We start from the raw sequence: 19,974 nt of genomic DNA, 5'->3' as shown, positions 1-19,974 counted from the left end.
AGTTATAAACCTCATAGAGTTTAAACTATTTTTTAAGGCTTGTCAACTAGTAACTTCTCTTATAGGAAAACTTGTTTTAAAATTGAAACTCAGCTAGGACGTCAGAACCCGAGCTAATGCACTTGGCACCTTCCTGAATCAGACGGTGGCAACCAGCACTTTGACCATCTAAAATGCTGTCAGGGATGGCGAAAACGTCTCGTCCCTCCTCCATGGCCCGCTCGCAAGTAATTAGGCTTCCTGAGCGAATCTTGGCCTGGGCTACGATAACTCCTCGACAAAGCCCGGCAATAATCCGGTTACGCTCAGGAAAGTGAAATTTCAGGGGTGGCTCGCCAGGGCCGTACTCACTCAAGACCAGATGATTTTTAGCCAGGTATTTTTGGAGGCGGGTATTTTCTCGAGGATAGTAGACATCCAGACCTGTTCCGATAACTGCTATACTGCGCCCTCCTGTTTGCAGGGCAGTCATGTGGGCAACTGTGTCAATCCCTCTGGCTAGACCACTAACGATAACCAGTTCATTATTTAATTCCTTAATCACCTTTTCTACTGCCTTATTTCCACTCCTACTACTATTACGGCTGCCGACAACCGCCACCTTAGGGAGATCTAGTAGCTTTAGATTGCCCTGATAAAATAATAGCGAGGGGGCATTATAAATCTCACTCAAATCCCAAGGGTAGACATCATCTAAAATAGAAAAAGAAGGGTACTGGTCAAAGTTTTCCCTTAGCAGGTCCTCGTCTAATTGCCTATACCTTTCCATAAACAGGGCGGGATTGCGACATTCTGATACCACCGCCAAATCTCTAGGAGAAAGCTCCTCATCCTCCTCCTGCATCTCCAGGTAGGACAGGACATTTAAGACCTGCTGGTTATTGAGACCTGCCTGCTTCAACTTATAAATTCCAAAATTATCCATTGACTTTCCTTTCTTAAATCCTTTCTTTATTTATTCGTAAAAAAATAAAAAAGTTGGCACAATCCAACTTTATTTTCTAGTTTTATCATCAAGACTAAAAAAGGAAAAGATGTCGAAGAATTCCTTGTTTTCCACTGCTGGCTCATCTAACTTATCCTGCAAGTGGCAATAAGCTCCTAGTAAATTAGCTTGATTGTGATGGCGACAAGCAAGAATTGGTAGAGGAGCAAAGATTTGCGCAAAAGGCTCCTCTTGTATCAACCTTCTATACTGGCGATTGATTTCCTCAATCAAAAGCGCTTGGCTACTGATACCGCCACCAATAGCCACGCATTCTAGTTTGAAAATCGCCTGTAAATTTAAAATCAAATAAGCGATTTCGTGGCAATAATCGGCAAACATCTGCTCCAACTCCTTTGAATTTCCCTGCTGCAAGAGTTCGAAAACTTGCGCACCGTCTGCTTCTGCCAAATTCATTTGCTGACTAGCTCTCTTGACAAACTGAACCGCGGAACCCGCATTGGTACGCAGACTTTCTAGCCCGTATCCATGCAATTCCCAAATTTTAGAAAAAGTCCCCTCTTGACTAAAAAGAGCTTTGTCACTGGTCAAGCGCAGCTTTTCAGCTAGCTCGCCCAATTGAAAATGCGCGTTTGACAAGAGATTGCCATTGATGACAACGGTACCACCCACACCTGTACCCAAAACCAAAACTGCGCCACAAGTGAAATTTTTCAACTCACCATATCTCGCCTCAGCAAGACCTGCACAGTCCCCGTCATTCATGACAGCCACAGGCAAGTCGAATTTCTCCTTTAAATATTGACCTAACGGAAACCGCTTCAAATAAAGCAGAAGTCCCCCTTTGTGAACATAACCGGTCTGAGTATTGATATCACCAGGGCAAGAAATTCCGACTCCAGCGATAGAGTCTTGGTATCTAGCAATCAACTCGGTCAAGGTCGCCAAAAATTCCTCCAGATTATCTGGCGTGGGCGTTTTGGCTAGCTGACTAAAGTGCTCTTCATCGTCAATTAAGGCAGATTTGATAAAGCTTCCGCCAATGTCAATCGTCAGATAGTTTTGCGTCATAGCACCTTCCTTATTTTACTATTTTTATCTTTCTCCCTCAGAGCAGGTCCCTCTTATTTATTTTTTTAATTTTCTCAGCAAAAGCACCATGCCACAAAAGAGGAAAAGCGCAGCCAGTAAGGCACAGAGAAGCATTCCAATCAGGACGGTTGTCGTGTATTTGCCGACAAAAACATTATAAAGTAGAGCATAGAGGAAAAGGGCTGCCAACCCCAAGCAAATAAGGATATAATAAATATCACGATGCTTGGAACTTTCTATCTTATCGACTGTTGCCCTAGCGATTTTTCCACCAATGTATCTGGAAAATAGACTCATTAGATTCCTCCAATCATTTTTTAGCAAGTAAACTTTTGACTGGCTCAAATGTTTTGCGATGAATGGCTGTCACGCCGTATTTCTCTAAGCCAGCTAGATGACTCTTGGTGCCGTAGCCTGCATTTTTAGCAAAATCATAACCAGGATAGACCTTGTCAAAGTCTGCCATCATTTTATCCCTGGTGACCTTGGCTACTATTGAGGCTGCTGCAATGGATAAGCTCTTGGCATCCCCCTTGATAAGGGCTTGCTGGCCTAAATCTACTGGAAGCTCCATGGCATCAATCAAGAGATAGTCTGGTTGAATAGCTAATTGGGCCAAAGCCTCTTGCATGGCTAACTTACTAGCCTGGTAGATATTGACCTGATCAATCATTTCATTATCGACGACGCCAAGTCCAATAGCAAGCGCTGCTTCTTGAACCGTTCGGTAGATTTCCTCATGTTTCTTTTTGGGAATTTTCTTACTGTCGTTAAGGCCTCTTATCTTGCAATTTTTAGGCAAAATAACCGCCGCTGCAACGACCGGCCCCGCCAGGGGACCACGACCCACTTCATCAATGCCTGCGATAAGTTGAAAACCTTGGGCATACAAATCCTTTTCGTAGCGCAGCATGTTTTCTAAACGCTCATCTTCATCGAGCCTAGCTTGAATCTCTCGCTTACGCTGCTCAATAGCCTTCTGAACGCCTGAACGCTTATCACGTGAGAATTCTTCAAAAATTGGACTATCCAGATGGTTAATCTCTGCCAAGAGGGTCTTGACCTCCTTAATCGTCGCCATCTAAATCCTCCAGCCGATCAAGGGTATAGCGGCCCAATTTGCCATCACGAACTTCCTTGACAAAGAGATTGTAAAACCGGTCATAATCATCCCGAAAACCAAGATTGCGGGTCATATCCATGATAATTTCTGGCGCTGCCTCTTCCAGATCCATCCGCTTAAAACGAGCTTCTAACTCTTGGGGATAGTGCGCTTTGAAAAAATTGATACCAAAAATCGTTACCTCATCCATAGGTAGGAGGTTGTCCTTGATAGCTCCTGTCAAAGCAAGTTTTAAGGCTACTTGCTCATCTTCAAACTTGGGCCAGAGAATCCCAGGAGTATCCAAAATTTCTAAATCCTTATTAGTCCTTAGCCACTGCTGGCCCTTGGTAACACCAGGTTTATTTCCGGTGACCGCAATTTTCTTGCCGGCCAAACGGTTCATGAGCGTGGACTTTCCGGCATTAGGAATGCCGATAATCATGGTGCGCAGGGTCTCGATTTGAATACCCCGCTCTTTTTGCCGCTCTAATTTGTCCTTCATCAGAGCCTTGGCAGCTTCAGTTACTTTTTTTACAGTGGCCTGCTCCTTGGAATTGATAGCTAAAGTCTTAATCCCTTGATTCTCAAAATAGGCTCTCCATTCCTTGGTCCAGACAGGATCTGCCAAGTCAGCCTTGTTTAAAATAAGCAGTTTGGGCTTGTCTCCCACGATTTTAGTCAGCATGGGATTTTGACTGGATAGGGGGAGTCTGGCATCGACTAAAATAGTCACAAAATCCACAAATTTGATATTTTCCTGAACCTGGCGTCTGGCCTTGGACATGTGTCCAGGAAACCATTGAATGCTTGTCATCTTAGATTCCTTTCTTTGAACATTGTAAACTTTAAAAACTTTAGTCCTATTTTACCATATTTCTACTTAGGGGAGCCATCAATAAGCCCTGTCGTCCAATTTATCTACTTTCTAAATTTTCTTTAAAATCCTAGAACATTGGCAAGCCTTTATTTCCAAAAAAGAAATAAGAACAAAATAAAAAGCAGCTCTTAAGCCACTTTTACTTTAGCAATTGAAGGAGCAGGAAAATAATTCCTGTCAATAAAAGAGATAGCACCGTCATGGTAATCATCCCTTTGAGAAAACCCTTGAAATGGTGGAGATAATCCTTGTTTCCTGCGCAATCTTCGGTCTTGGGAAGGATGAAGAATTTGGAAGAGCAGACGCAAATCAGTAACCAATCAAGCACCAATAAATCCACCACATTCCAAGTCATGGACATGATGAAGACATGCAAAAAGATAGTTGCAAAAGACAAAGTTTTTAGCTCATAAGTCAAGAAAACCGATAAAATAACAAAAAGAAACAAAAGGCCAAAGCTGACTGTTGCAAAGAGAACCGTTCTTTTCTTTTGCTGGGGACTGGGATTAGGTAGAGCAGCAGCCTCACGCACATCCTGGGGGTAATCATGCTCGATAGCCCAAGGGAAATAGCGGATAGTAAGTGCAACCATAAGCATCCAGAGGCCAGACCAGACTAGACTTTCCAATAGTAAAATAGGGAGATTGATCATAAGGCTCCTCCTAGAGAAAAAGGCGGGCTGAGCCCACCAACTCTTATCTTATTTGTTCAAAATGAAGGTGAACTGCAATGTGGTCACCGTAACCACTACGCTCCAAATCACGTTGGAGACGATAGGAGATATAGTGCTCGGCAATGGTGATGTAACCAGCTCCTAATAGACGGTGTTCTACAATGGACTGAATCATGCTGATTGTTGCCCGCTCCACTCTAGCCTCTTCCAAATCCAGGACAACCTTCTTGGTCACCAAGGCTAGGTTTTGCCGCAAATCATCGGTCAAGACATAGACGGTCTGCGCAGCCTTCAAAATTGCTTGATAAATCTTCTCTGGGTCAAAATTAGTGATTTGACCATCACGTTTAATAACTTGCATAAGCACCTCTTTTTATAAATTATTATTAACTAAATTTTTCTGACATATTGTAAGTCGCGAGCCTGACTAGGGTCAATCCAATTTTCACTAGCAACTACAAATTCAAAACCTTCCTTCTCATAAAAAGGAATACCGATTTGATTGCCTTCTGCCACGCTAACCCATTGCTTGCGAGCTTGAAAAACCTCTTTTTGATGTTTGGTTAAAGTAGCAAGCAAGGCATGTCCAAGGCCTTTTCGCTGTTGACTTGGCAGAACATAAAGAAGGTAAACATTGCCTTCGCCCTCTTCGTTCATGCCACCACCAATACAGCCCAAGACTTGTCCATTTTCTTCTGCCAGCCAATAACCATGCCACTGAGCCGAATGTTCAATAATATCCTGTCGCAAACGCTCCTCGCTATAAAACATCTGGAAAACTTTTTCCAGATAGGCTGGGGAATAAATATTTTTATACGTATCCCGCCAGGAAGTCTGGCAAACCGTTTGCAAATCCTGCCAGTCCGTCAAACTTGCTTTACGAATGTTCAACATAGGCTCATCTCCTTATGTAGAAGTCACCCTCTCATTATACCTTTTTTTCAAAAATTTTTCAAAAAATTGTAAAAGAAAAGGCAGATTTCACCACAATCTACCCTTCTTTCATTTTAGATTTTTAAAACGAAGTTTAGAAAACCTAGCCATAAAGTCTATTTGGTTAGGCTTCTACAATCTTGACAATCTCTGCTGCTGATTCTTCTGAACAAGCAACCAGAGGGAGACGAAGCGGGCCGACCTCAAAGCCCTGATGGTTGAGAACAGCCTTGAGCGGAGCTGGACTTGCTTGAGAAAAGAGGGCATCTACCTTGGGAAGGAATTGACGTTGGATACGCGCTGCTTCCTTGATGTTTCCCGAATCAAGGGCTGCAAACATATCGTAGATCTCATCTCCGTTTGTGTGAGAAGCCACGCTAATAACTCCATGAGCGCCCAGCGCCTTGGCATGAAAGGCCAAACCGTCTTCCCCTGTATAAATCAGGAAATCCTCTGGCGCGTGTTCCACCAGATAGGCTAGATTGTCAACACCGGTACAATCTTTAATGGCAATGATATTTGGTAACTGAGCGAGGCGTAGTGATGTCTCCACATCAAGCCCTGCCACTGTCCGACCTGGTACATTGTAGACGATAATGGGCAAGTTTGAGGCTTCCGCAATTGCCTTATAGTGCTGATACATCCCTTCTTGACTAGGCTTGTTGTAGTAGGGGGTTACAGCGAGACCGGCTGCAAATCCACCAAATTCGTCCACCCTGCGAGCAAACTCAATTGAGTCGCGCGTGTCGTTGGTCCCAATCCCTGCAATCAAAGGAACGCGCCCTTGAACAATGTCCTGAACTGCCCGAAAAAGTTCCAGCTCTTCCTCATGGGTCAAGGTTGGACTTTCTCCAGTTGTTCCAGCCAAGATGAGCCCTTCTGTATGGTGGGCCAAGAGGTGCTCAATCAACTTAGGAAGGGCAGCAAAGTTGATGCTGCCGTCTTGATTAAAAGGCGTTACTAGGGCAGTGATGATTTTCGCATTTTTTAATTGTTCGATAGACATAAATCCTCCTAAGTAATAGATGTTGTTAAATAGTGAAAAGTTATTATTTTAAATCAAAGACGACTTCTGCTGTCGGCCGAACCAAGCCACGCTCATGCAAGCTTTCTGCGATTTGAACAGAGTTCCAGGCTGCCCCTTTTAAAAGATTGTCCGATACAACCCACATGTGGATGCCCTTTTCAGCATCTAGGTCCTTGCGAATCCGCCCGACAAAGGTATCACGACTACCAACAGCATTGATAGCTTGGGGATAGATTTGATGAGCAACATCGTCCTCTAAAACAGCACCTGGAAAGGCTGCAATGGCTGCTTTGACTTCCTCGATTGGCGCAACTTCCTTGGTCTCGATATAGACTGACTCAGAGTGGGCTGACAGGATAGGAAGACGCACACAGGTAGCAGAAACTGCGATGCTGTCGTCTTCCATGATTTTTTTAGTCTCCTTGGTCATCTTCATCTCTTCATAGGTATAGTCATTATCGGTGAAGACATCGATTTGAGGCAGGGCATTAAAGGCGATTGGATAGTGTTTCTTATCCCCACCAGCCGGTAAAATCTCAGCCTGAACATCGCGGGGATTGATCCCTTCATTCAGAACCTGGCGTAATTCCCGCTCTGTTTCAAGAATAGCTCCCATACCTGCACCAGAAACCGCCTGATAGGTGGAAACGATAATCCTATCCAAGCCCCATTTTTGCCGAACTGGCTCTAAAGCAACCATCATTTGAATGGTTGAACAGTTAGGGCAGGCAATGATTCCACGATGTTGGTCCAGGGCATGAGCATTGACCTCTGGAACAACCAGAGGAACCTGGTCATGCTGGCGGAAGTGAGAGGTATTGTCCACAACAACTGCCCCAGCCTTGACCGCATAAGGAGCATACTTGGCCGAAGTTGATCCTCCAGCAGAGAAAAGGGCAATATCCACGCCCACAAAGGCATCTTCGGTCGTCTCTTCAATCAGGACCTCTTGCCCCTTAAACTGGAGTGACTTGCCTGCTGAACGGGCTGAAGCCAAGTAGCGAATCTTATCGATTGGCAAGCTAGACTCTTCCAGCATCTTAATCATTTGAGCGCCAACCGCACCAGTAGCACCTACAACCGCAACTGTGTATCCCATAAATCTACCTCATCAATAAATTTTCTAAAAATTTTTACAATAACGTAATTGTAACATTTTTTTTGAAAAATGAAAAGTCATAAAAAAATCCCTACCAAAAGGTAGGGAGAGGGCACTTTCGTGTGATAAGCAGGTTCACACAACTTATCAAGGTCCGCTCCTGCGTAATGACCTCCCATGCTAGATAGTGGCTTGCGCCACCTATCGACTCATCGCACTTTGTAAGTATACTATGATACTGTATTAAATGTCAAGTTTTTGATTTCGGTAAATGGCAGAGCTAGCAACTTGTTTTCTCAGTCTATCAGATATTTACTAGCTTCCTTGATACTTAATTTTGCCATTTGACCACCATGCTTGTCTATAAAATCCGCCACCCATTGAGGGTTGGTCTTGGAATAATCACGCAAGCTCCAGCCGATTGCCTTGTTGATGAAAAACTCCGTCTGCTCTAAATTATTAAGTAAAATTTGCTCCAAAAGAGCCGTATCCGTCTCTTCCTTTCGCAGCAACTGGTGGTCGATCGCTAAGCGCCGCAACCAAATATCAGAGTCCTCGCTCCAAGCCAAGATCGTCGCCGTACACTCAGGAAAACGGAAAACAAGGTCGCCAATAGTCATATCTAAATGGTCAATCGTGTCCCACCAAGACTTGCTTTGAGCCAGCTTTTTTAGCTTGGGCAGATCAGCAGGTGTCAGCAGTTTTTTCTTGCTTCGCAAATAATCCAAAGCCACATATTGAAGCTCCCGATAAGGGTTTTCCCAAGCCTGCCTTATGAAGTCCCAGTCAATTTTAGATTTAGGATATTTTTTAAAGCAGGCTTTAGCCACTTTTCGTCGAACAGGCGTTTTCACGCCCAAGTAGGCAAATTGGTTTTTCATATAGGCACGCATCTTGACAGCATCTTCCTCGTCAGCTACTGCCACTAACTCTTTCAAAATTTCATCAATCATATTTCCTCCTTTATGGGAATGGTTGGAAGGCAAGCAAAAGGAAAAGCCCTCAGTCATCTGCAAGCCTCTTTTGCAGCCAGACGATATCATGCCAACGACCAAACTTATAGCCAATTTTAGGGAAATGGGCCACTTGGATATAGCCTCGTTTTTGATGAAAGAGGATGCTGGCTTCATTGGGGAGGGCGATGCAGGCCAGAAAATTCACCTTGCCCTGCTTTTTTAATTGTTCTTCCAACTCCTCATACAGGGCACTACCAACCCCTTTACTCCGCTTACTTGTGTCCACATAGACAGATAATTCCACCGTCCAATCATAGGCCGCCCGCTGATAATAGGCTGAAGCGTAGGCGTAGCCGACAAGTTGACCCGCTTCTTCTGCCACCAGGTAAGGATAGTTGGCCAAGGTCTTTTCAATGCGCCTTTCAAACTCTTCTATAGTAGGGACTTGCGTTTCAAAGGTGATGGCCGTCTGCTCCAGATAGGGGCGGTAAATAGCCAGCAACTGGGCCGCATCTTCCCTCCTAGCCCTTCTAATTTCCATTATCTACCTCCATAATTTTCCTAGTAAGAAAGTAAAAAGTAATAAGTATAAAAGTCTGAATCTATTTTATCAGATATGGGGCCAAAAAGCTGAACTCAGCCCTAGTTTTGAATCTGGTAAGCTAATATTTTACGAATTGACCTTTTTCCTGTAAAATAATAAGTATGAAAATCTTAATCACTTCGGGCGGGACCAGTGAAAAAATCGATCGGGTACGCTCTATTACCAATCATTCCACAGGCCAGCTGGGTAAGCTGATAGCAGAAACTTTCTTGGACAGGGGACATCAAGTAACCCTAGTGACCAGCCCCAAGGCTCTAAAGCCTGAGCCAGATGCCAGGCTAAAGATTCTGACGGTCGAAAATGTAGCCGACCTACTTGAAACCCTAGAACCCCTGGTCAAGGAACATGATGTTTTGATTCACGCCATGGCTGTGTCAGATTATAGCCCTAGCTATATGACTGGCTTTAGCCAACTTGCCCAGGCCAGCAAGCTGGAAGAATTTTTAACAATGAAAAACCAGGAAAGTAAAATTTCCTCCGAGGAGGATTTTCAGGTGCTCTTTCTTAAGAAAACGCCCAAAATCATCAGCCTGGTCAAGACCTGGAATCCCAAAATCAGACTGGTTGGTTTTAAGCTTTTAGTAGATGTTTCCAAGGAAGAGCTTATCCAGGTCGCTCGCGAGAGTCTGCTTAAAAATCAAGCAGAAATCATCGTCGCTAATGACTTGACTACTATTGATGACCAGCAACATCTGGCCTATCTAGTTGATGAAAAAGAAGAAAACCTAGCCAAAACCAAGCAAGAAATCGCCCAGCTCTTACTAGAGCGCCTTTCACATTCAGAATAGAGGATAGCTATGACAAAGATTACTTTAGCCGTTACCGGCAGCATCTCCGCCTACAAGGCAGCTGATTTGGTCAGTCTTTTGACCAAGGAAGGCTACCAGGTGACTGTTTTAATGACCCAGGCAGCCATGGAGTTCATCACTCCCTTGACCCTACAAGTCCTATCCAAAAATAGGGTTCATTATGACATCATGGCCGAACCAGACCCCAGTAAGGTCAACCATATTGAAATTGCCAAGAATAGCGATCTTTTTCTAATAGCGCCAGCCACTGCCAATACAATCGCTAAACTCGCCAACGGTTTAGCTGATAATATGGTAACTAGCACCGCTCTGGCTCTGGATAGGAGTCAGAAAAAAATTATCGCTCCCGCTATGAATACCAAGATGTATGAAAATTACATCACCCAGGCCAACCTAAAATTCCTGCAAAAATTAGGTTATGACTTGGTTGCTCCGCGCCAGGCCCTGCTGGCTTGTGGAGATAAGGGAACTGGTGCTCTGGCTGAGCCTCAAGATATTTTAAGAAAGGTAAAGGAAGTCCTTAACAATGAAGCGTAAACCATCCATTATCGCCCCGATTGCTATCTTTTTTGCCCTCATGTTGGTCATTCATTTTCTGAGTTCGATTATCTTTAATATTCTCCCGGTTCCTATCAAACCCACTCTGATTCATATCCCAGTTATTATAGCTAGTATCCTTTATGGTCCTAGAGTCGGGGCTATTCTAGGGGCCTTGATGGGAATCATCAGTGTCATCACCAACACCGTCATCTTGCTTCCGACAAGCTATCTCTTTAGTCCCTTTGTTGAAAACGGGAATCTTTATTCACTGCTTATTGCCATCTTACCCAGAATCTTGGTCGGTATCAGCCCTTATTTTGTCTACAAGAGCCTTAAAAATAAGGCAGGCCTGGTCTTGGCCGGAGCTGTCGGATCTGCTACCAACACTATCTTTGTCTTGGGCGGGATTTTCATTCTATTTTCAAATGTTTACAAGGGCGACATTCAGGCCCTCCTAGCCCTTATCCTATCAGCCAATTCAATCCTGGAATTAGTCATAGCAGCCTTTTTGACCATCTTGATTGTTCCCAGTCTTGAAAAAGTTAGAAAATAATCACGCCAAGGCGTGATTTTTTTATGAAAAGATGCTATAATGAAAGCGATTAAATAATTGTGTTTAGGGGAAAATCGCTTGAGAATCTTTCTTCTAGTCCTTCTTCCTCTTGACCCTCTTAGATTTTAAATAAAGGAGACCCTACTATGACTTATCAGGAAAATTTCCAAAAATGGCTTGACTATGCTGAACTGCCAGCCTATCTGCGTCAAGATTTGTTGGCTATGGACGAAAAGACCAAGGAAGATGCCTTTTACACCAATCTTGAATTTGGTACAGCCGGTATGCGGGGCTTGATTGGTGCTGGTACCAACCGAATCAATATCTATGTTGTCCGTCAAGCTACTGAAGGTTTGGCTCGCTTGATTGAGGAAAAAGGGGAATCCTATAAAAAACGTGGGGTTGCCATCGCCTACGACAGCCGCCACTTCTCACCTGAATTTGCCTTTGAATCTGCAGCTGTCTTGGCTAAACACGGGATTCAATCCTACGTTTTTGAGGCCCTAAGACCGACACCTGAGCTTTCTTTTGCTGTTCGTCACTTGGGAACCTTTGCTGGAATTATGATTACAGCTAGTCACAACCCTGCACCTTTCAATGGCTACAAAGTCTATGGTGAGGATGGGGGACAAATGCCACCGGCTGATGCCGATGCTCTAACCAACTACATCCGGGCCATCGAAAATCCTTTCCAAGTTGAGGTTGCTGACCTTGAAGCAGAAAAAGCTTCTGGCCTCATCAAGGTTATTGGGGAAGATATTGACCAGGAATATCTAAAAGAAGTCAAATCTGTCAACATCAACCAAGATCTTATTGACAACTACGGTAAGGACATGAAGATTGTCTATACTCCTCTCCATGGTACAGGGGAAATGTTGGCTCGTAGAGCCCTAGCCCAGGCTGGCTTTGCTTCTGTTCAAGTGGTTGAAAGCCAAGCCGTCGCTGACCCTGACTTCTCTACTGTTGCTTCACCAAACCCAGAAAGTCAAGCAGCCTTTGCCCTGGCTGAAGAACTAGGTCGTCAAGTGGGAGCGGATGTCTTGGTTGCCACTGACCCTGATGCAGACCGGGTTGGGGTAGAGGTCCTCCAAAAAGATGGTTCTTACAAAAACCTATCTGGTAACCAAATCGGAGCCATCATTGCCAAGTATATCCTAGAAGCCCACAAGACCGCAGGAACTCTGCCAGCCAATGCGGCCCTAGCCAAGTCTATCGTTTCCACCGATTTGGTAGCGAAGATTGCCGAAAGCTATGGGGCAAAAATGTTTAATGTCTTGACCGGCTTCAAGTTCATTGCTGAAAAGATTGCCGAGTTTGAAGAAAAGCACAACCATACCTACCTCTTTGGTTTTGAAGAAAGCTTTGGTTATCTGATTAAACCTTTTGTTCGTGACAAGGATGCTATTCAGGCTGTTTTGATGGTCGCAGAAATTGCTGCCTACTACCGCTCACGTGGCCTAACCCTAGCTGACGGTATCGAAGAAATCTACCAAGAGTATGGTTATTTCGCAGAAAAGACCTTATCTGTCACCCTATCCGGTGTAGATGGTGCCGCTCAAATCAAGGCTATCATGGGTAAATTCCGCAAGGAAGCTCCAGCTCAATTCAATGCCACAGATATTGCAGTAAGGGAAGACTTCAAGGAATTGACTTCAACTGACTCTGCAGGAAATGTGACTGCCCTCACTACTCCTCCGTCAGATGTCCTCAAATACACCCTGGCTGATGGCTCCTGGATTGCTGTCCGTCCTTCAGGAACTGAACCTAAGATTAAATTCTATATTGCTGTTGTCGGCTCTTCTAATCAAGATGCAGAAGAAAAAATTGCCAATATCGAAAAAGAAATCGAGGACTTTATTAAATAAGAATACTCAAAAAAAAGAACTTGGTCAGCTGACCGAGTCCTTTTTACTTGATTTTCTTTAATTTTAAACTGTTTCTCAGCATCATGGCAAGGTTTATCAGCATAAAGCCGGCGCTTAGACCAAGAGGATAATCCTTGAGGACCAGCAGAACTCCTCCTCCTATCAGCAAAACCAGGAAATAATAAAGAGTATCCTTGCTTGTCAGAGCCAAAGAGGGCTTGTTATAGCGACTGGTGGCAAAAAGGCTCAAGTAAAAAATGGCCAAGCCCAAGAGAAGAAAAAGAGCTAAAAAGCTAGTATTGACCTGCTCTAGTAGGTAGCCAAAGCCTGCGGTCACCGTCAAAAGTCCGATAGGCAAGAGCAAATGGAGGTGCATGAGAAACATGCCATTAGAGGCAACTCCATGGTCGATAACTTCCTCAGTTTGAATCTGGTAGGTCGCAAACATAAAGATAAGACCAAAAAAGATGAGAAGAGGGAGCAAGGGATTGCTGCTAGCAGTTACTATGGAGGTTAAGCCGACAATACTCTCCCCGAAAAGGATGATGGTAATAAGGCCACAGCGTTCTAGCAAATGTGGGAAATTGAGCGTAGCTCCTAAAAATCGCTCCTTAACAAACCAAGGGGCATAGGCCTGGAAGAAATAGGCAAAAGTCATCAACCAGATACCCAGCTTATAGCCAAGCAAGAGACCGATAAAGACCAAGAAACTTGTAAAGCTAATCATGAGCATAAAGGAGGAAATCTCTTTTCTTTCCTGACTCGTCTTGGGATAATCCCCACGCGCAAACCAAAATTGAAAAAGGATGGCCAGCTGCATCAGGAGCATACCGATATTAAAAGGTAAAAAGGTGCTAGACCAGTCTGTATTGATGGAGACTGCCACATAAATGGCCCCAATCATATTGATCCAAAGACCGATTTTATCAGTCAAGCGTTCACGACCAAACTTATTGACATAGGTGGTTTGATACATCCAGGCCTGCATGAGCATGATACAGACAGAAAGGAAAAGTAGATAATCCACCCAGTTTACCATTCCTTGATGTAGATGGTGAATCATGTGGGTTATTTTGGAAATAGCAAAGACAAAGATTAAATCATAAAAGAGCTCCCACATGGTAACCCTTTTAGCAAATACATCAGACATAAAAACTCCTTCTAAAAAATTCACTGTCCCCATTATACCATAGAAGAAAAGCCAACCCTTAAGGAAAAACCAGAAAACGTTTTCCGCTGCTAACAAGGGCCCTTCTCATAGCAAAAATTGGTAAAAATATTTTAAATATGTCATACTAGACTTATCAAAAGAAAAGAGGTTACATAATGGAAGAATTTACTCAAAATATCAAGGATTTGGAAGTAACAAGGGTTGAGCGAGCACGCCAAGCTATTGCTGATAAGGAAACCGCTACTTTCTTTATCGGTCGCAAGACCTGCCCCTACTGCCGTAAATTCGCAAGGACTCTAGCTGGTGTTGTCGCTGAAAGTAAGGCCCACATCTACTTTATCAATAGCGAAGATCCAGAGCAAGTCGAGGAGCTAGCAGCCTTTAGGTCAGAATACAAAATCCCAACCGTCCCAGGCTTTCTACATACTGAAAAGGGACTGGTCTCTGTTCGCTGTGACTCTTCAATGACAGCCCAAGAAATCAAAGATTTTGCTGGACTTGCCTAAGAAACAAAAAAGAAAGCGTCAATCGACGCTTTCTTTTTGATAGACCTCCCAAATCTTCTGTTGGGGTTTGGCAAAGGGATAGCGGTCAAATTCATCTGGCGACAGCCAGATGATCTGACCTTGACAGTCAGGATCTACTGCTTCCTTGGCTAGCCCAGTCTGAATCTGTACCTGCCATTTACGATGGCTAAAGACATGTTTAACCAGGCTAAAATTTTTCTGCTCCCAATCAATAGCCAAGTCATAGTCCTGCTGGAAACTTTCTTTGACAGAAGGGTCTGGCTCTGCTACTTCAAAGAGGTCTCCCTGACCCAGCTTTTCGAGATAATCAACCTCTATCAAGGGGAAATGCCAAAAACCTGATAAGAGGCCCGCATTCTCATTTTTTTCCAGTAAAAACTGTCCTTTTTTATTTTTGATAATCATGGCCTGCAAGTAAACTGGCACTGGCTTCTTTTTTGGAGCCTTGATAGGATAGATATCCATGGTCCCATGCAGATAGGCAGCCGAAAATTCCTTGACTGGACTCTCCTCAGGCCGAGGATTAAGAGGGGCCTCAATATCAGAGCCCAAATCCATCAGGGCTTGATTAAAGTCCCCTGGTCTTTCTGGATCGATTAAGACTTCCATCAAAGCTTGAAAAACCTTGCGATTGCTAGCCTGACCAATATCCAGCTTTATTTCAAATAATCTAGCCAGGACCCGCATAACATTTCCATCAACAGCAGGCTCAGGCAGATGAAAAGCAATCGAAGCAATAGCCCCAGCTGTATAAGGGCCAATGCCCTTGAGACTGGCAATTTCCTGATAGGTCTGAGGAAAGGCACCCTGAAAATCTACCATAATTTGGCGGGCAGCTTCTTGCATATTGCGGACACGAGAATAATAGCCCAATCCCTCCCAGGCCTTTAAAAGACGCTCTTCCTCTGCCTGGGCCAGATCAGCCACCGTCGGAAACCAGTCTAAAAATCGCTCATAGTAGGGAATAACCGTATCGACCCTAGTTTGTTGGAGCATAATCTCTGAAACCCAGATATGATAGGGGTTAGTCGTTCGTCTCCAGGGTAAATCACGCTTGTGCTGGTCGTACCAAGCTAAAAGTTTAGCCCGAAAATCCTGAGTTTTCTCCTGAGGCCAAAGCTCAATACCATAGTCATCAAAATTTATCATAAAAATAGTATAGCATAAGTGGAACTATCGGACAAAAAAGAAAGATAGTTTTAGCTAACTAAAATATCCGCCTTACTTTTATATACCATTCTTTATCCCCTTTTTACCCTACTTAAAAAATTTTATTTATTGTAGCAATAGTATCTACTAATAATGCCGTCATCCCTTCTTCGATAGCCTCTAAGACCTCATCACGTCTACTTGCTAATTCTGGCGGAATAACTAGGTCTTGAATGTCAAGTGCAGTTTCAGCAGGTTCAACTACTTTTTTATCCTCAAAAACCCAGTCTTTGACAGTCCAAAATCGTAGCACAACAAAGTAAATGTCATAGCCCTCAAAAAGCATCCCATAGGTATTAGCAAACTCATCAGCTAGTCCCCCAGAATCTATACAAGTTAGATAAATCTCTCTCTCTGTAGCCCACCTACTTACGCGTTCCACCCGACCGGTATACATACCATGCTCCTTTAACAACTCTACTCCGTCTGCCGGAATAGGACTTTCCTTTACGAATCCCATTGTGATTCCTCCTAACTTTTCTACTATGATTATACTTTATTTTGAATCAAAAGGCAGCAAAAAAGAGCTTGAGCTCTTTTTACTTTTTAATAATGTCCAACCGCCTGGCTGGCTGTAATCAAGGTAAGCTTGTAAACATCATCAGCATTACAACCACGAGAGAGGTCATTGACTGGGTGATTGAGTCCTTGCAAGATTGGTCCGACAGCAGAGAAACCGCCTAGGCGCTCAGCCATTTTGTAGCTGATATTTCCTGCCTCGATACTTGGAAAGACAAAGACAGTTGCTTGTCCTGCCACCTTGCTACCTGGCGCTTTGAGATCTGCCGTTTCAGGGACAAAAGCCGCGTCAAATTGCAATTCGCCGTCGATTTGTAAATCAGGCCGCATTTCTTGAGCTAGCTTGGTCGCTTGGACCACCTTGTCCACCTTCTCACCAAAACCACTACCCTTAGTCGAATAGCTGAGCATGGCAACCTTAGGGTCAATACCGAAAATTTGTGCCGTTACAGCTGAATTAACAGCTATTTCTGCCAAGATATTTGCATCTGGATCGATATTGATAGCACAGTCGCTGAAAATATAGCGCTCATCATCACGCACCATGAGAAAGGCACCTGAGGTCCGTGATACCCAAGGAAGGGTCTTGATGATTTGCAGGGCTGGACGCACCGTGCTAGCTGTCGAATGAATTGCACCTGAAACCATCCCTTGTACTTTGCCCAGATAAACCAGCATGACCCCAAAGTAGTTGACATCTTCCTTCAAAAGTTGGCGAGCCTCGTCCTCGGTAATCTTGCCCTTACGACGCTCCACAAAGGCAGCGACCATTTCTTCAAAGCAGGAACAACTTTGCGGGTCAATAATTTGGTAGCCCTCAGTTACCCCTTCGATTTCCAGATAAATGCGAATCTTATCAGGATTTCCCAAAAGAACTGGGGTTACATTTGTTTCTTTGACCAAGCGCTTGGTGGCTTGGAGGATACGAGGTTCTTCGCCTTCTGGCAGGACAATTTTCACCTCTTTATTTTCAAGGGACGAACGGATCGAATCAAAAATTTTCATAGTTTGTTATAACTCCTTATTTCTAGTTGAAATATTTAAATTTTGGATAAGTTTCTGAAAGTCCTCGGGAAGAGGACTTGTTTGCTTGACCACTTCTGCTTGGAAGGGGTTGTAAAAGGTAAGAGAATGGCAGTGCAGGGCCTGGCGTTCAAGGCCCTCTCCTAGAGAGCCACCATAGAGGTCATCTCCTAAAAGAGGAAAACCAATATGCGAGAAATGCACCCTTATCTGGTGAGTCCGGCCTGTATGAAGCTTTATATCCACTAGGTAGACATCCCCATACTGGGCTAGGACTTGGTAGGAAGTATGGGCGTACTTGCCACCTGATGCCACCCTCCTTGTGATGATTGAGTCCTCACTTCTGGCAATGGGGGCGATGATGTCTCCCTTTTTTTCTAGAACTCCCTCTCCCTTGACCAGGGCATAGTAGCGCTTTTCTATGGTCTTTTTTTGTAGCTGCTTATCTAGCCTTGCATGGGCATAGCCGTGCTTAGCAAAGAGCATGAGGCCCGATGTATCCCGATCCAGACGAGTGACTATGTGGACCTGCTGATTATCATAGGCTTGGCGGATATAGTAGGCTTTGACATAGTTGGCCATGGTGTTGGAATGATTGATACTGGGAATGGAAGCCACTCCAGATGGTTTGTCCAGGATCAAAAAATGGTCATCTTCATAGACAATGCTTAAGTCCTTATCGACTGCCTCTAGTTTCTCAAAGGCTTCCTCCCGCGGAATATCCACGATTAAATGGTCGCCGACATCCAGCAAATAGGTAGCAAACTGGGGCTGGTTATTGACCAAAATCTGGCCGCCCCGGTATTTAATCTTGGCCAGCAGGGCCTTGGAGATTTCATGTCTCTTTAAGAAAGTCTTTACCTTGACATGCTCATCAACTGTAAACTCAAATCTCATTTGTCAGCCTCACCGATAAAGGCATCCTTGACCCGATTCCAGAAACTGGTATGGCTGGGACTGGCTAGGAAATGAATCTTGTGTTGGTCAATCTGGTATTCAATCCGCACCACATCCTTGAGGTTCAAGGTCCGATTGTCAATGGAGATGGTGTGCTGGTCACTGCGGGCTGGCACCAGTTCAATCTTGTCCTTTTTAGGTACAATAATCGATGAGCCCAGGGTCCGATAGACCCGGTTATTTAGACTGGCCACTTCTGCCACCTGTAAGGCTTCAATGGTCGGGTGGAGAACCGCCCCGCCTAGTGATTTATTATAGGCAGTACTGCCCGTTGGGGTAGAAACTGAAATCCCGTCCCCCCGAAAGCGTTCAAAATGCACATGATTGATAATCAAATCAACCACCATGGTCCGGTCGGTCCTTTTTATAGTCGCTTCATTCAAGGCCCGCATGGTCTTAACCTCGCCATTACCCAGTATAATCTTAACATTCAAGATGGGGTAGGAGACCTGGGCCCCAGTATCCAGCTTTAAATTATCCACTAGTTTATCGATTTCAAAGTCCCGATAATCGGTATAAAAGCCTAGGTGGCCTGTATGGACACCGACAAAGCGGACACGATCTAGCTGATCCTCGTATTTGTGAAAGGCCGACAGCAGCATGCCGTCTCCTCCGACCGAAATAACGACATCGGGATTTTTGCTAGTCAAAATGAAGTTGTTCTGTCTCAACTTCTGCTTCAAGGCCCGACAGACTTCTTCACTCTGGGGTTTATGGTTGCTGATAATTGCAATTTTTTTATCTGTATTCTTCATCTGTATCATCACTATTTCCAACACCATCATTCATTTTACGATAAAGGGGGTCAAACAAGGCCTGGGCCTCTTGAATATCGTCGCGGATTTTCCCCATTTCTTCGTCCAACTGGTAGGCGATTTTAGCTGTTGTTTCTAGTCTTTCCTTGATTTCTTGAGGAAATTCTCCCTTATACTTGTAATTCAAGGAATGCTCAATGGTCGCCCAGAAATTCATGGATAGGGTCCTAATTTGAATTTCAGCCAAAATCACTTCATTCCCCCTAATGGTCTCAACTGGATATTCAATGATTACATGGTAGCTGCGGTAACCACTGGCCTTTTTGTGCCTGATATAATCTCGCTCCTGGACAATTTTCATATCCTTACGGCGGCGCAAGACCTCCAAAACTTCATCCACATCATCGACAAACTGGACCATAATCCTTAAACCAGCAATATCCTGCATATCCTGGGCCAGATTTTCTTCCTTGATGTTTCTTAAGAGCATCTTTTCCTTGATGCTCTCGACATGCTTGACCCGGCCGGTGACAAACTCGATGGGCGAATGCCGCTTTTGCTTGCGGTACTGCTTGCGGATTCCCCTCAGTTTAATTTTTAATTCACCAACCGCCTGGATGTAGGGGTCTAAAAAATCTTCCCAATCTAGCATCTGTCCTCACTCACCTTGTTATTTTCCTGCATTTTTTATAAAATAAGTACAAGAGTTATTATAACATAAAAATGGCTTGAAA

General features: G+C 44.2%; 24 protein-coding genes. 5 read left to right on the top strand and 19 right to left on the bottom strand.

The genetic code is table 11. The annotated features are described in order from the left end of the window. Positions 1-76: 76 nt before the first annotated feature. The 12 genes from dprA to C4K46_RS04840 form a co-directional block, all read right to left on the bottom strand. Positions 77-925: a DNA-processing protein DprA gene (gene dprA / locus C4K46_RS04895; protein ID WP_209627756.1), complete on the bottom strand. Its 849-nt coding sequence runs from the start codon at positions 923-925 to the stop codon at positions 77-79. A gap of 69 nt (positions 926-994) precedes the next feature. After that, on the bottom strand, positions 995-2,017 hold the full coding sequence (locus tag C4K46_RS04890) for an ROK family protein (RefSeq protein ID WP_209627755.1): 1,023 nt from the start codon (positions 2,015-2,017) through the stop codon (positions 995-997). Positions 2,018-2,074: 57 nt separating this feature from the next. Further along, positions 2,075-2,335: a hypothetical protein gene (locus tag C4K46_RS04885; RefSeq protein ID WP_209627754.1), complete on the bottom strand. Its 261-nt coding sequence runs from the start codon at positions 2,333-2,335 to the stop codon at positions 2,075-2,077. A 13-nt stretch (positions 2,336-2,348) separates the two neighbouring features. Beyond that, the gene (locus tag C4K46_RS04880; protein ID WP_209627753.1) at positions 2,349-3,119 is read right to left on the bottom strand and encodes a ribonuclease HII; all 771 of its coding nucleotides are present in this window, start codon (positions 3,117-3,119) and stop codon (positions 2,349-2,351) included. Beyond that, entirely contained in the window at positions 3,106-3,957 is an 852-nt protein-coding gene (gene ylqF, locus C4K46_RS04875) for a ribosome biogenesis GTPase YlqF (RefSeq protein WP_209627752.1), read from the bottom strand. The genes C4K46_RS04880 and ylqF overlap by 14 nt, the downstream gene beginning before the upstream one ends. A gap of 202 nt (positions 3,958-4,159) precedes the next feature. Beyond that, positions 4,160-4,672, bottom strand: coding sequence for a hypothetical protein (locus tag C4K46_RS04870; protein ID WP_209627751.1), 513 nt, complete (start codon positions 4,670-4,672; stop codon positions 4,160-4,162). A gap of 43 nt (positions 4,673-4,715) precedes the next feature. Beyond that, positions 4,716-5,054: an ATP cone domain-containing protein gene (locus C4K46_RS04865; protein WP_209627750.1), complete on the bottom strand. Its 339-nt coding sequence runs from the start codon at positions 5,052-5,054 to the stop codon at positions 4,716-4,718. A gap of 29 nt (positions 5,055-5,083) precedes the next feature. Next, positions 5,084-5,587, bottom strand: coding sequence for a GNAT family N-acetyltransferase (locus tag C4K46_RS04860; protein WP_209627749.1), 504 nt, complete (start codon positions 5,585-5,587; stop codon positions 5,084-5,086). A gap of 163 nt (positions 5,588-5,750) precedes the next feature. Continuing rightward, on the bottom strand, positions 5,751-6,632 hold the full coding sequence (gene dapA, locus C4K46_RS04855) for a 4-hydroxy-tetrahydrodipicolinate synthase (protein WP_209627748.1): 882 nt from the start codon (positions 6,630-6,632) through the stop codon (positions 5,751-5,753). 43 nt (positions 6,633-6,675) lie between these two features. Beyond that, positions 6,676-7,752 carry an aspartate-semialdehyde dehydrogenase gene (locus C4K46_RS04850; RefSeq protein ID WP_209627747.1) on the bottom strand — a complete coding sequence of 359 codons (1,077 nt, stop codon included), beginning with the start codon at positions 7,750-7,752 and terminating at the stop codon, positions 6,676-6,678. 296 nt (positions 7,753-8,048) lie between these two features. Then, entirely contained in the window at positions 8,049-8,705 is a 657-nt protein-coding gene (locus C4K46_RS04845) for a DNA alkylation repair protein (protein ID WP_209627746.1), read from the bottom strand. A 49-nt stretch (positions 8,706-8,754) separates the two neighbouring features. Beyond that, positions 8,755-9,249, bottom strand: coding sequence for a GNAT family N-acetyltransferase (locus tag C4K46_RS04840; protein ID WP_209627745.1), 495 nt, complete (start codon positions 9,247-9,249; stop codon positions 8,755-8,757). 164 nt (positions 9,250-9,413) lie between these two features. Here C4K46_RS04840 and C4K46_RS04835 point away from each other — a divergent pair, with 164 nt between their 5' ends. From C4K46_RS04835 to C4K46_RS04820, 4 genes are all read left to right on the top strand, one after another. Then, the gene (locus tag C4K46_RS04835; RefSeq protein ID WP_209627744.1) at positions 9,414-10,100 is read left to right on the top strand and encodes a phosphopantothenate--cysteine ligase; all 687 of its coding nucleotides are present in this window, start codon (positions 9,414-9,416) and stop codon (positions 10,098-10,100) included. Between the two features lie 9 nt (positions 10,101-10,109). Then, positions 10,110-10,658, top strand: coding sequence for a phosphopantothenoylcysteine decarboxylase (gene coaC, locus C4K46_RS04830; protein WP_209627743.1), 549 nt, complete (start codon positions 10,110-10,112; stop codon positions 10,656-10,658). Continuing rightward, entirely contained in the window at positions 10,648-11,214 is a 567-nt protein-coding gene (locus tag C4K46_RS04825) for an ECF transporter S component (protein ID WP_209627742.1), read from the top strand. Before coaC ends, C4K46_RS04825 begins: the two co-directional genes overlap by 11 nt. A gap of 146 nt (positions 11,215-11,360) precedes the next feature. Then, entirely contained in the window at positions 11,361-13,079 is a 1,719-nt protein-coding gene (locus tag C4K46_RS04820) for a phospho-sugar mutase (RefSeq protein WP_209627741.1), read from the top strand. Between the two features lie 43 nt (positions 13,080-13,122). Here the strand turns inward: C4K46_RS04820 and C4K46_RS04815 are convergent, their stop codons facing one another. Then, a complete protein-coding gene (locus C4K46_RS04815; protein WP_209627740.1) occupies positions 13,123-14,229 on the bottom strand; it encodes a low temperature requirement protein A in 1,107 nt (368 codons plus the stop codon). A gap of 176 nt (positions 14,230-14,405) precedes the next feature. On the opposite strand from C4K46_RS04815, the gene C4K46_RS04810 reads away from it, so the two are divergent. Continuing rightward, entirely contained in the window at positions 14,406-14,756 is a 351-nt protein-coding gene (locus C4K46_RS04810; protein ID WP_209627739.1) for a DUF6568 family protein, read from the top strand. Positions 14,757-14,774: 18 nt separating this feature from the next. On the opposite strand, the gene mutY is transcribed toward C4K46_RS04810, so the two are convergent. From mutY to yjbM, 6 genes are all read right to left on the bottom strand, one after another. Further along, the gene (mutY, locus tag C4K46_RS04805; protein ID WP_209627738.1) at positions 14,775-15,926 is read right to left on the bottom strand and encodes an A/G-specific adenine glycosylase; all 1,152 of its coding nucleotides are present in this window, start codon (positions 15,924-15,926) and stop codon (positions 14,775-14,777) included. A 112-nt stretch (positions 15,927-16,038) separates the two neighbouring features. Next, a complete protein-coding gene (locus C4K46_RS04800; protein ID WP_209627737.1) occupies positions 16,039-16,446 on the bottom strand; it encodes a hypothetical protein in 408 nt (135 codons plus the stop codon). Positions 16,447-16,532: 86 nt separating this feature from the next. Then, positions 16,533-17,510: a phosphate acetyltransferase gene (gene pta, locus C4K46_RS04795; protein ID WP_209627736.1), complete on the bottom strand. Its 978-nt coding sequence runs from the start codon at positions 17,508-17,510 to the stop codon at positions 16,533-16,535. A gap of 6 nt (positions 17,511-17,516) precedes the next feature. Continuing rightward, positions 17,517-18,425, bottom strand: a complete 909-nt coding sequence (locus C4K46_RS04790; protein WP_209627735.1) for an RluA family pseudouridine synthase — start codon at positions 18,423-18,425, stop codon at positions 17,517-17,519. Then, the gene (locus C4K46_RS04785; protein WP_209627797.1) at positions 18,422-19,240 is read right to left on the bottom strand and encodes an NAD kinase; all 819 of its coding nucleotides are present in this window, start codon (positions 19,238-19,240) and stop codon (positions 18,422-18,424) included. The genes C4K46_RS04790 and C4K46_RS04785 overlap by 4 nt, the downstream gene beginning before the upstream one ends. Next, positions 19,224-19,892: a GTP diphosphokinase gene (yjbM, locus tag C4K46_RS04780; protein WP_209627734.1), complete on the bottom strand. Its 669-nt coding sequence runs from the start codon at positions 19,890-19,892 to the stop codon at positions 19,224-19,226. The genes C4K46_RS04785 and yjbM overlap by 17 nt, the downstream gene beginning before the upstream one ends. Positions 19,893-19,974: the final 82 nt, after the last annotated feature.

The sequence above is a fragment of the Streptococcus oricebi genome, assembly GCF_017883985.1.
Taxonomy (GTDB): Bacteria; Bacillota; Bacilli; order Lactobacillales; family Streptococcaceae; genus Streptococcus; species Streptococcus oricebi.
This window is presented reverse-complemented; position numbering and strand designations above follow the sequence as displayed.

Coding starts and splice junctions, on each gene's coding strand:
- dprA (WP_209627756.1), bottom strand. CDS start 925: ATGGATAATTTTGGAATTTATAAGTTGAAGCAGGCAGGTCTCAATAAC.
- C4K46_RS04890 (WP_209627755.1), bottom strand. CDS start 2,017: ATGACGCAAAACTATCTGACGATTGACATTGGCGGAAGCTTTATCAAA.
- C4K46_RS04885 (WP_209627754.1), bottom strand. CDS start 2,335: ATGAGTCTATTTTCCAGATACATTGGTGGAAAAATCGCTAGGGCAACA.
- C4K46_RS04880 (WP_209627753.1), bottom strand. CDS start 3,119: ATGGCGACGATTAAGGAGGTCAAGACCCTCTTGGCAGAGATTAACCAT.
- ylqF (WP_209627752.1), bottom strand. CDS start 3,957: ATGACAAGCATTCAATGGTTTCCTGGACACATGTCCAAGGCCAGACGC.
- C4K46_RS04870 (WP_209627751.1), bottom strand. CDS start 4,672: ATGATCAATCTCCCTATTTTACTATTGGAAAGTCTAGTCTGGTCTGGC.
- C4K46_RS04865 (WP_209627750.1), bottom strand. CDS start 5,054: ATGCAAGTTATTAAACGTGATGGTCAAATCACTAATTTTGACCCAGAG.
- C4K46_RS04860 (WP_209627749.1), bottom strand. CDS start 5,587: ATGTTGAACATTCGTAAAGCAAGTTTGACGGACTGGCAGGATTTGCAA.
- dapA (WP_209627748.1), bottom strand. CDS start 6,632: ATGTCTATCGAACAATTAAAAAATGCGAAAATCATCACTGCCCTAGTA.
- C4K46_RS04850 (WP_209627747.1), bottom strand. CDS start 7,752: ATGGGATACACAGTTGCGGTTGTAGGTGCTACTGGTGCGGTTGGCGCT.
- C4K46_RS04845 (WP_209627746.1), bottom strand. CDS start 8,705: ATGATTGATGAAATTTTGAAAGAGTTAGTGGCAGTAGCTGACGAGGAA.
- C4K46_RS04840 (WP_209627745.1), bottom strand. CDS start 9,249: ATGGAAATTAGAAGGGCTAGGAGGGAAGATGCGGCCCAGTTGCTGGCT.
- C4K46_RS04835 (WP_209627744.1), top strand. CDS start 9,414: ATGAAAATCTTAATCACTTCGGGCGGGACCAGTGAAAAAATCGATCGG.
- coaC (WP_209627743.1), top strand. CDS start 10,110: ATGACAAAGATTACTTTAGCCGTTACCGGCAGCATCTCCGCCTACAAG.
- C4K46_RS04825 (WP_209627742.1), top strand. CDS start 10,648: ATGAAGCGTAAACCATCCATTATCGCCCCGATTGCTATCTTTTTTGCC.
- C4K46_RS04820 (WP_209627741.1), top strand. CDS start 11,361: ATGACTTATCAGGAAAATTTCCAAAAATGGCTTGACTATGCTGAACTG.
- C4K46_RS04815 (WP_209627740.1), bottom strand. CDS start 14,229: ATGTCTGATGTATTTGCTAAAAGGGTTACCATGTGGGAGCTCTTTTAT.
- C4K46_RS04810 (WP_209627739.1), top strand. CDS start 14,406: ATGGAAGAATTTACTCAAAATATCAAGGATTTGGAAGTAACAAGGGTT.
- mutY (WP_209627738.1), bottom strand. CDS start 15,926: ATGATAAATTTTGATGACTATGGTATTGAGCTTTGGCCTCAGGAGAAA.
- C4K46_RS04800 (WP_209627737.1), bottom strand. CDS start 16,446: ATGGGATTCGTAAAGGAAAGTCCTATTCCGGCAGACGGAGTAGAGTTG.
- pta (WP_209627736.1), bottom strand. CDS start 17,510: ATGAAAATTTTTGATTCGATCCGTTCGTCCCTTGAAAATAAAGAGGTG.
- C4K46_RS04790 (WP_209627735.1), bottom strand. CDS start 18,425: ATGAGATTTGAGTTTACAGTTGATGAGCATGTCAAGGTAAAGACTTTC.
- C4K46_RS04785 (WP_209627797.1), bottom strand. CDS start 19,240: ATGAAGAATACAGATAAAAAAATTGCAATTATCAGCAACCATAAACCC.
- yjbM (WP_209627734.1), bottom strand. CDS start 19,892: ATGCTAGATTGGGAAGATTTTTTAGACCCCTACATCCAGGCGGTTGGT.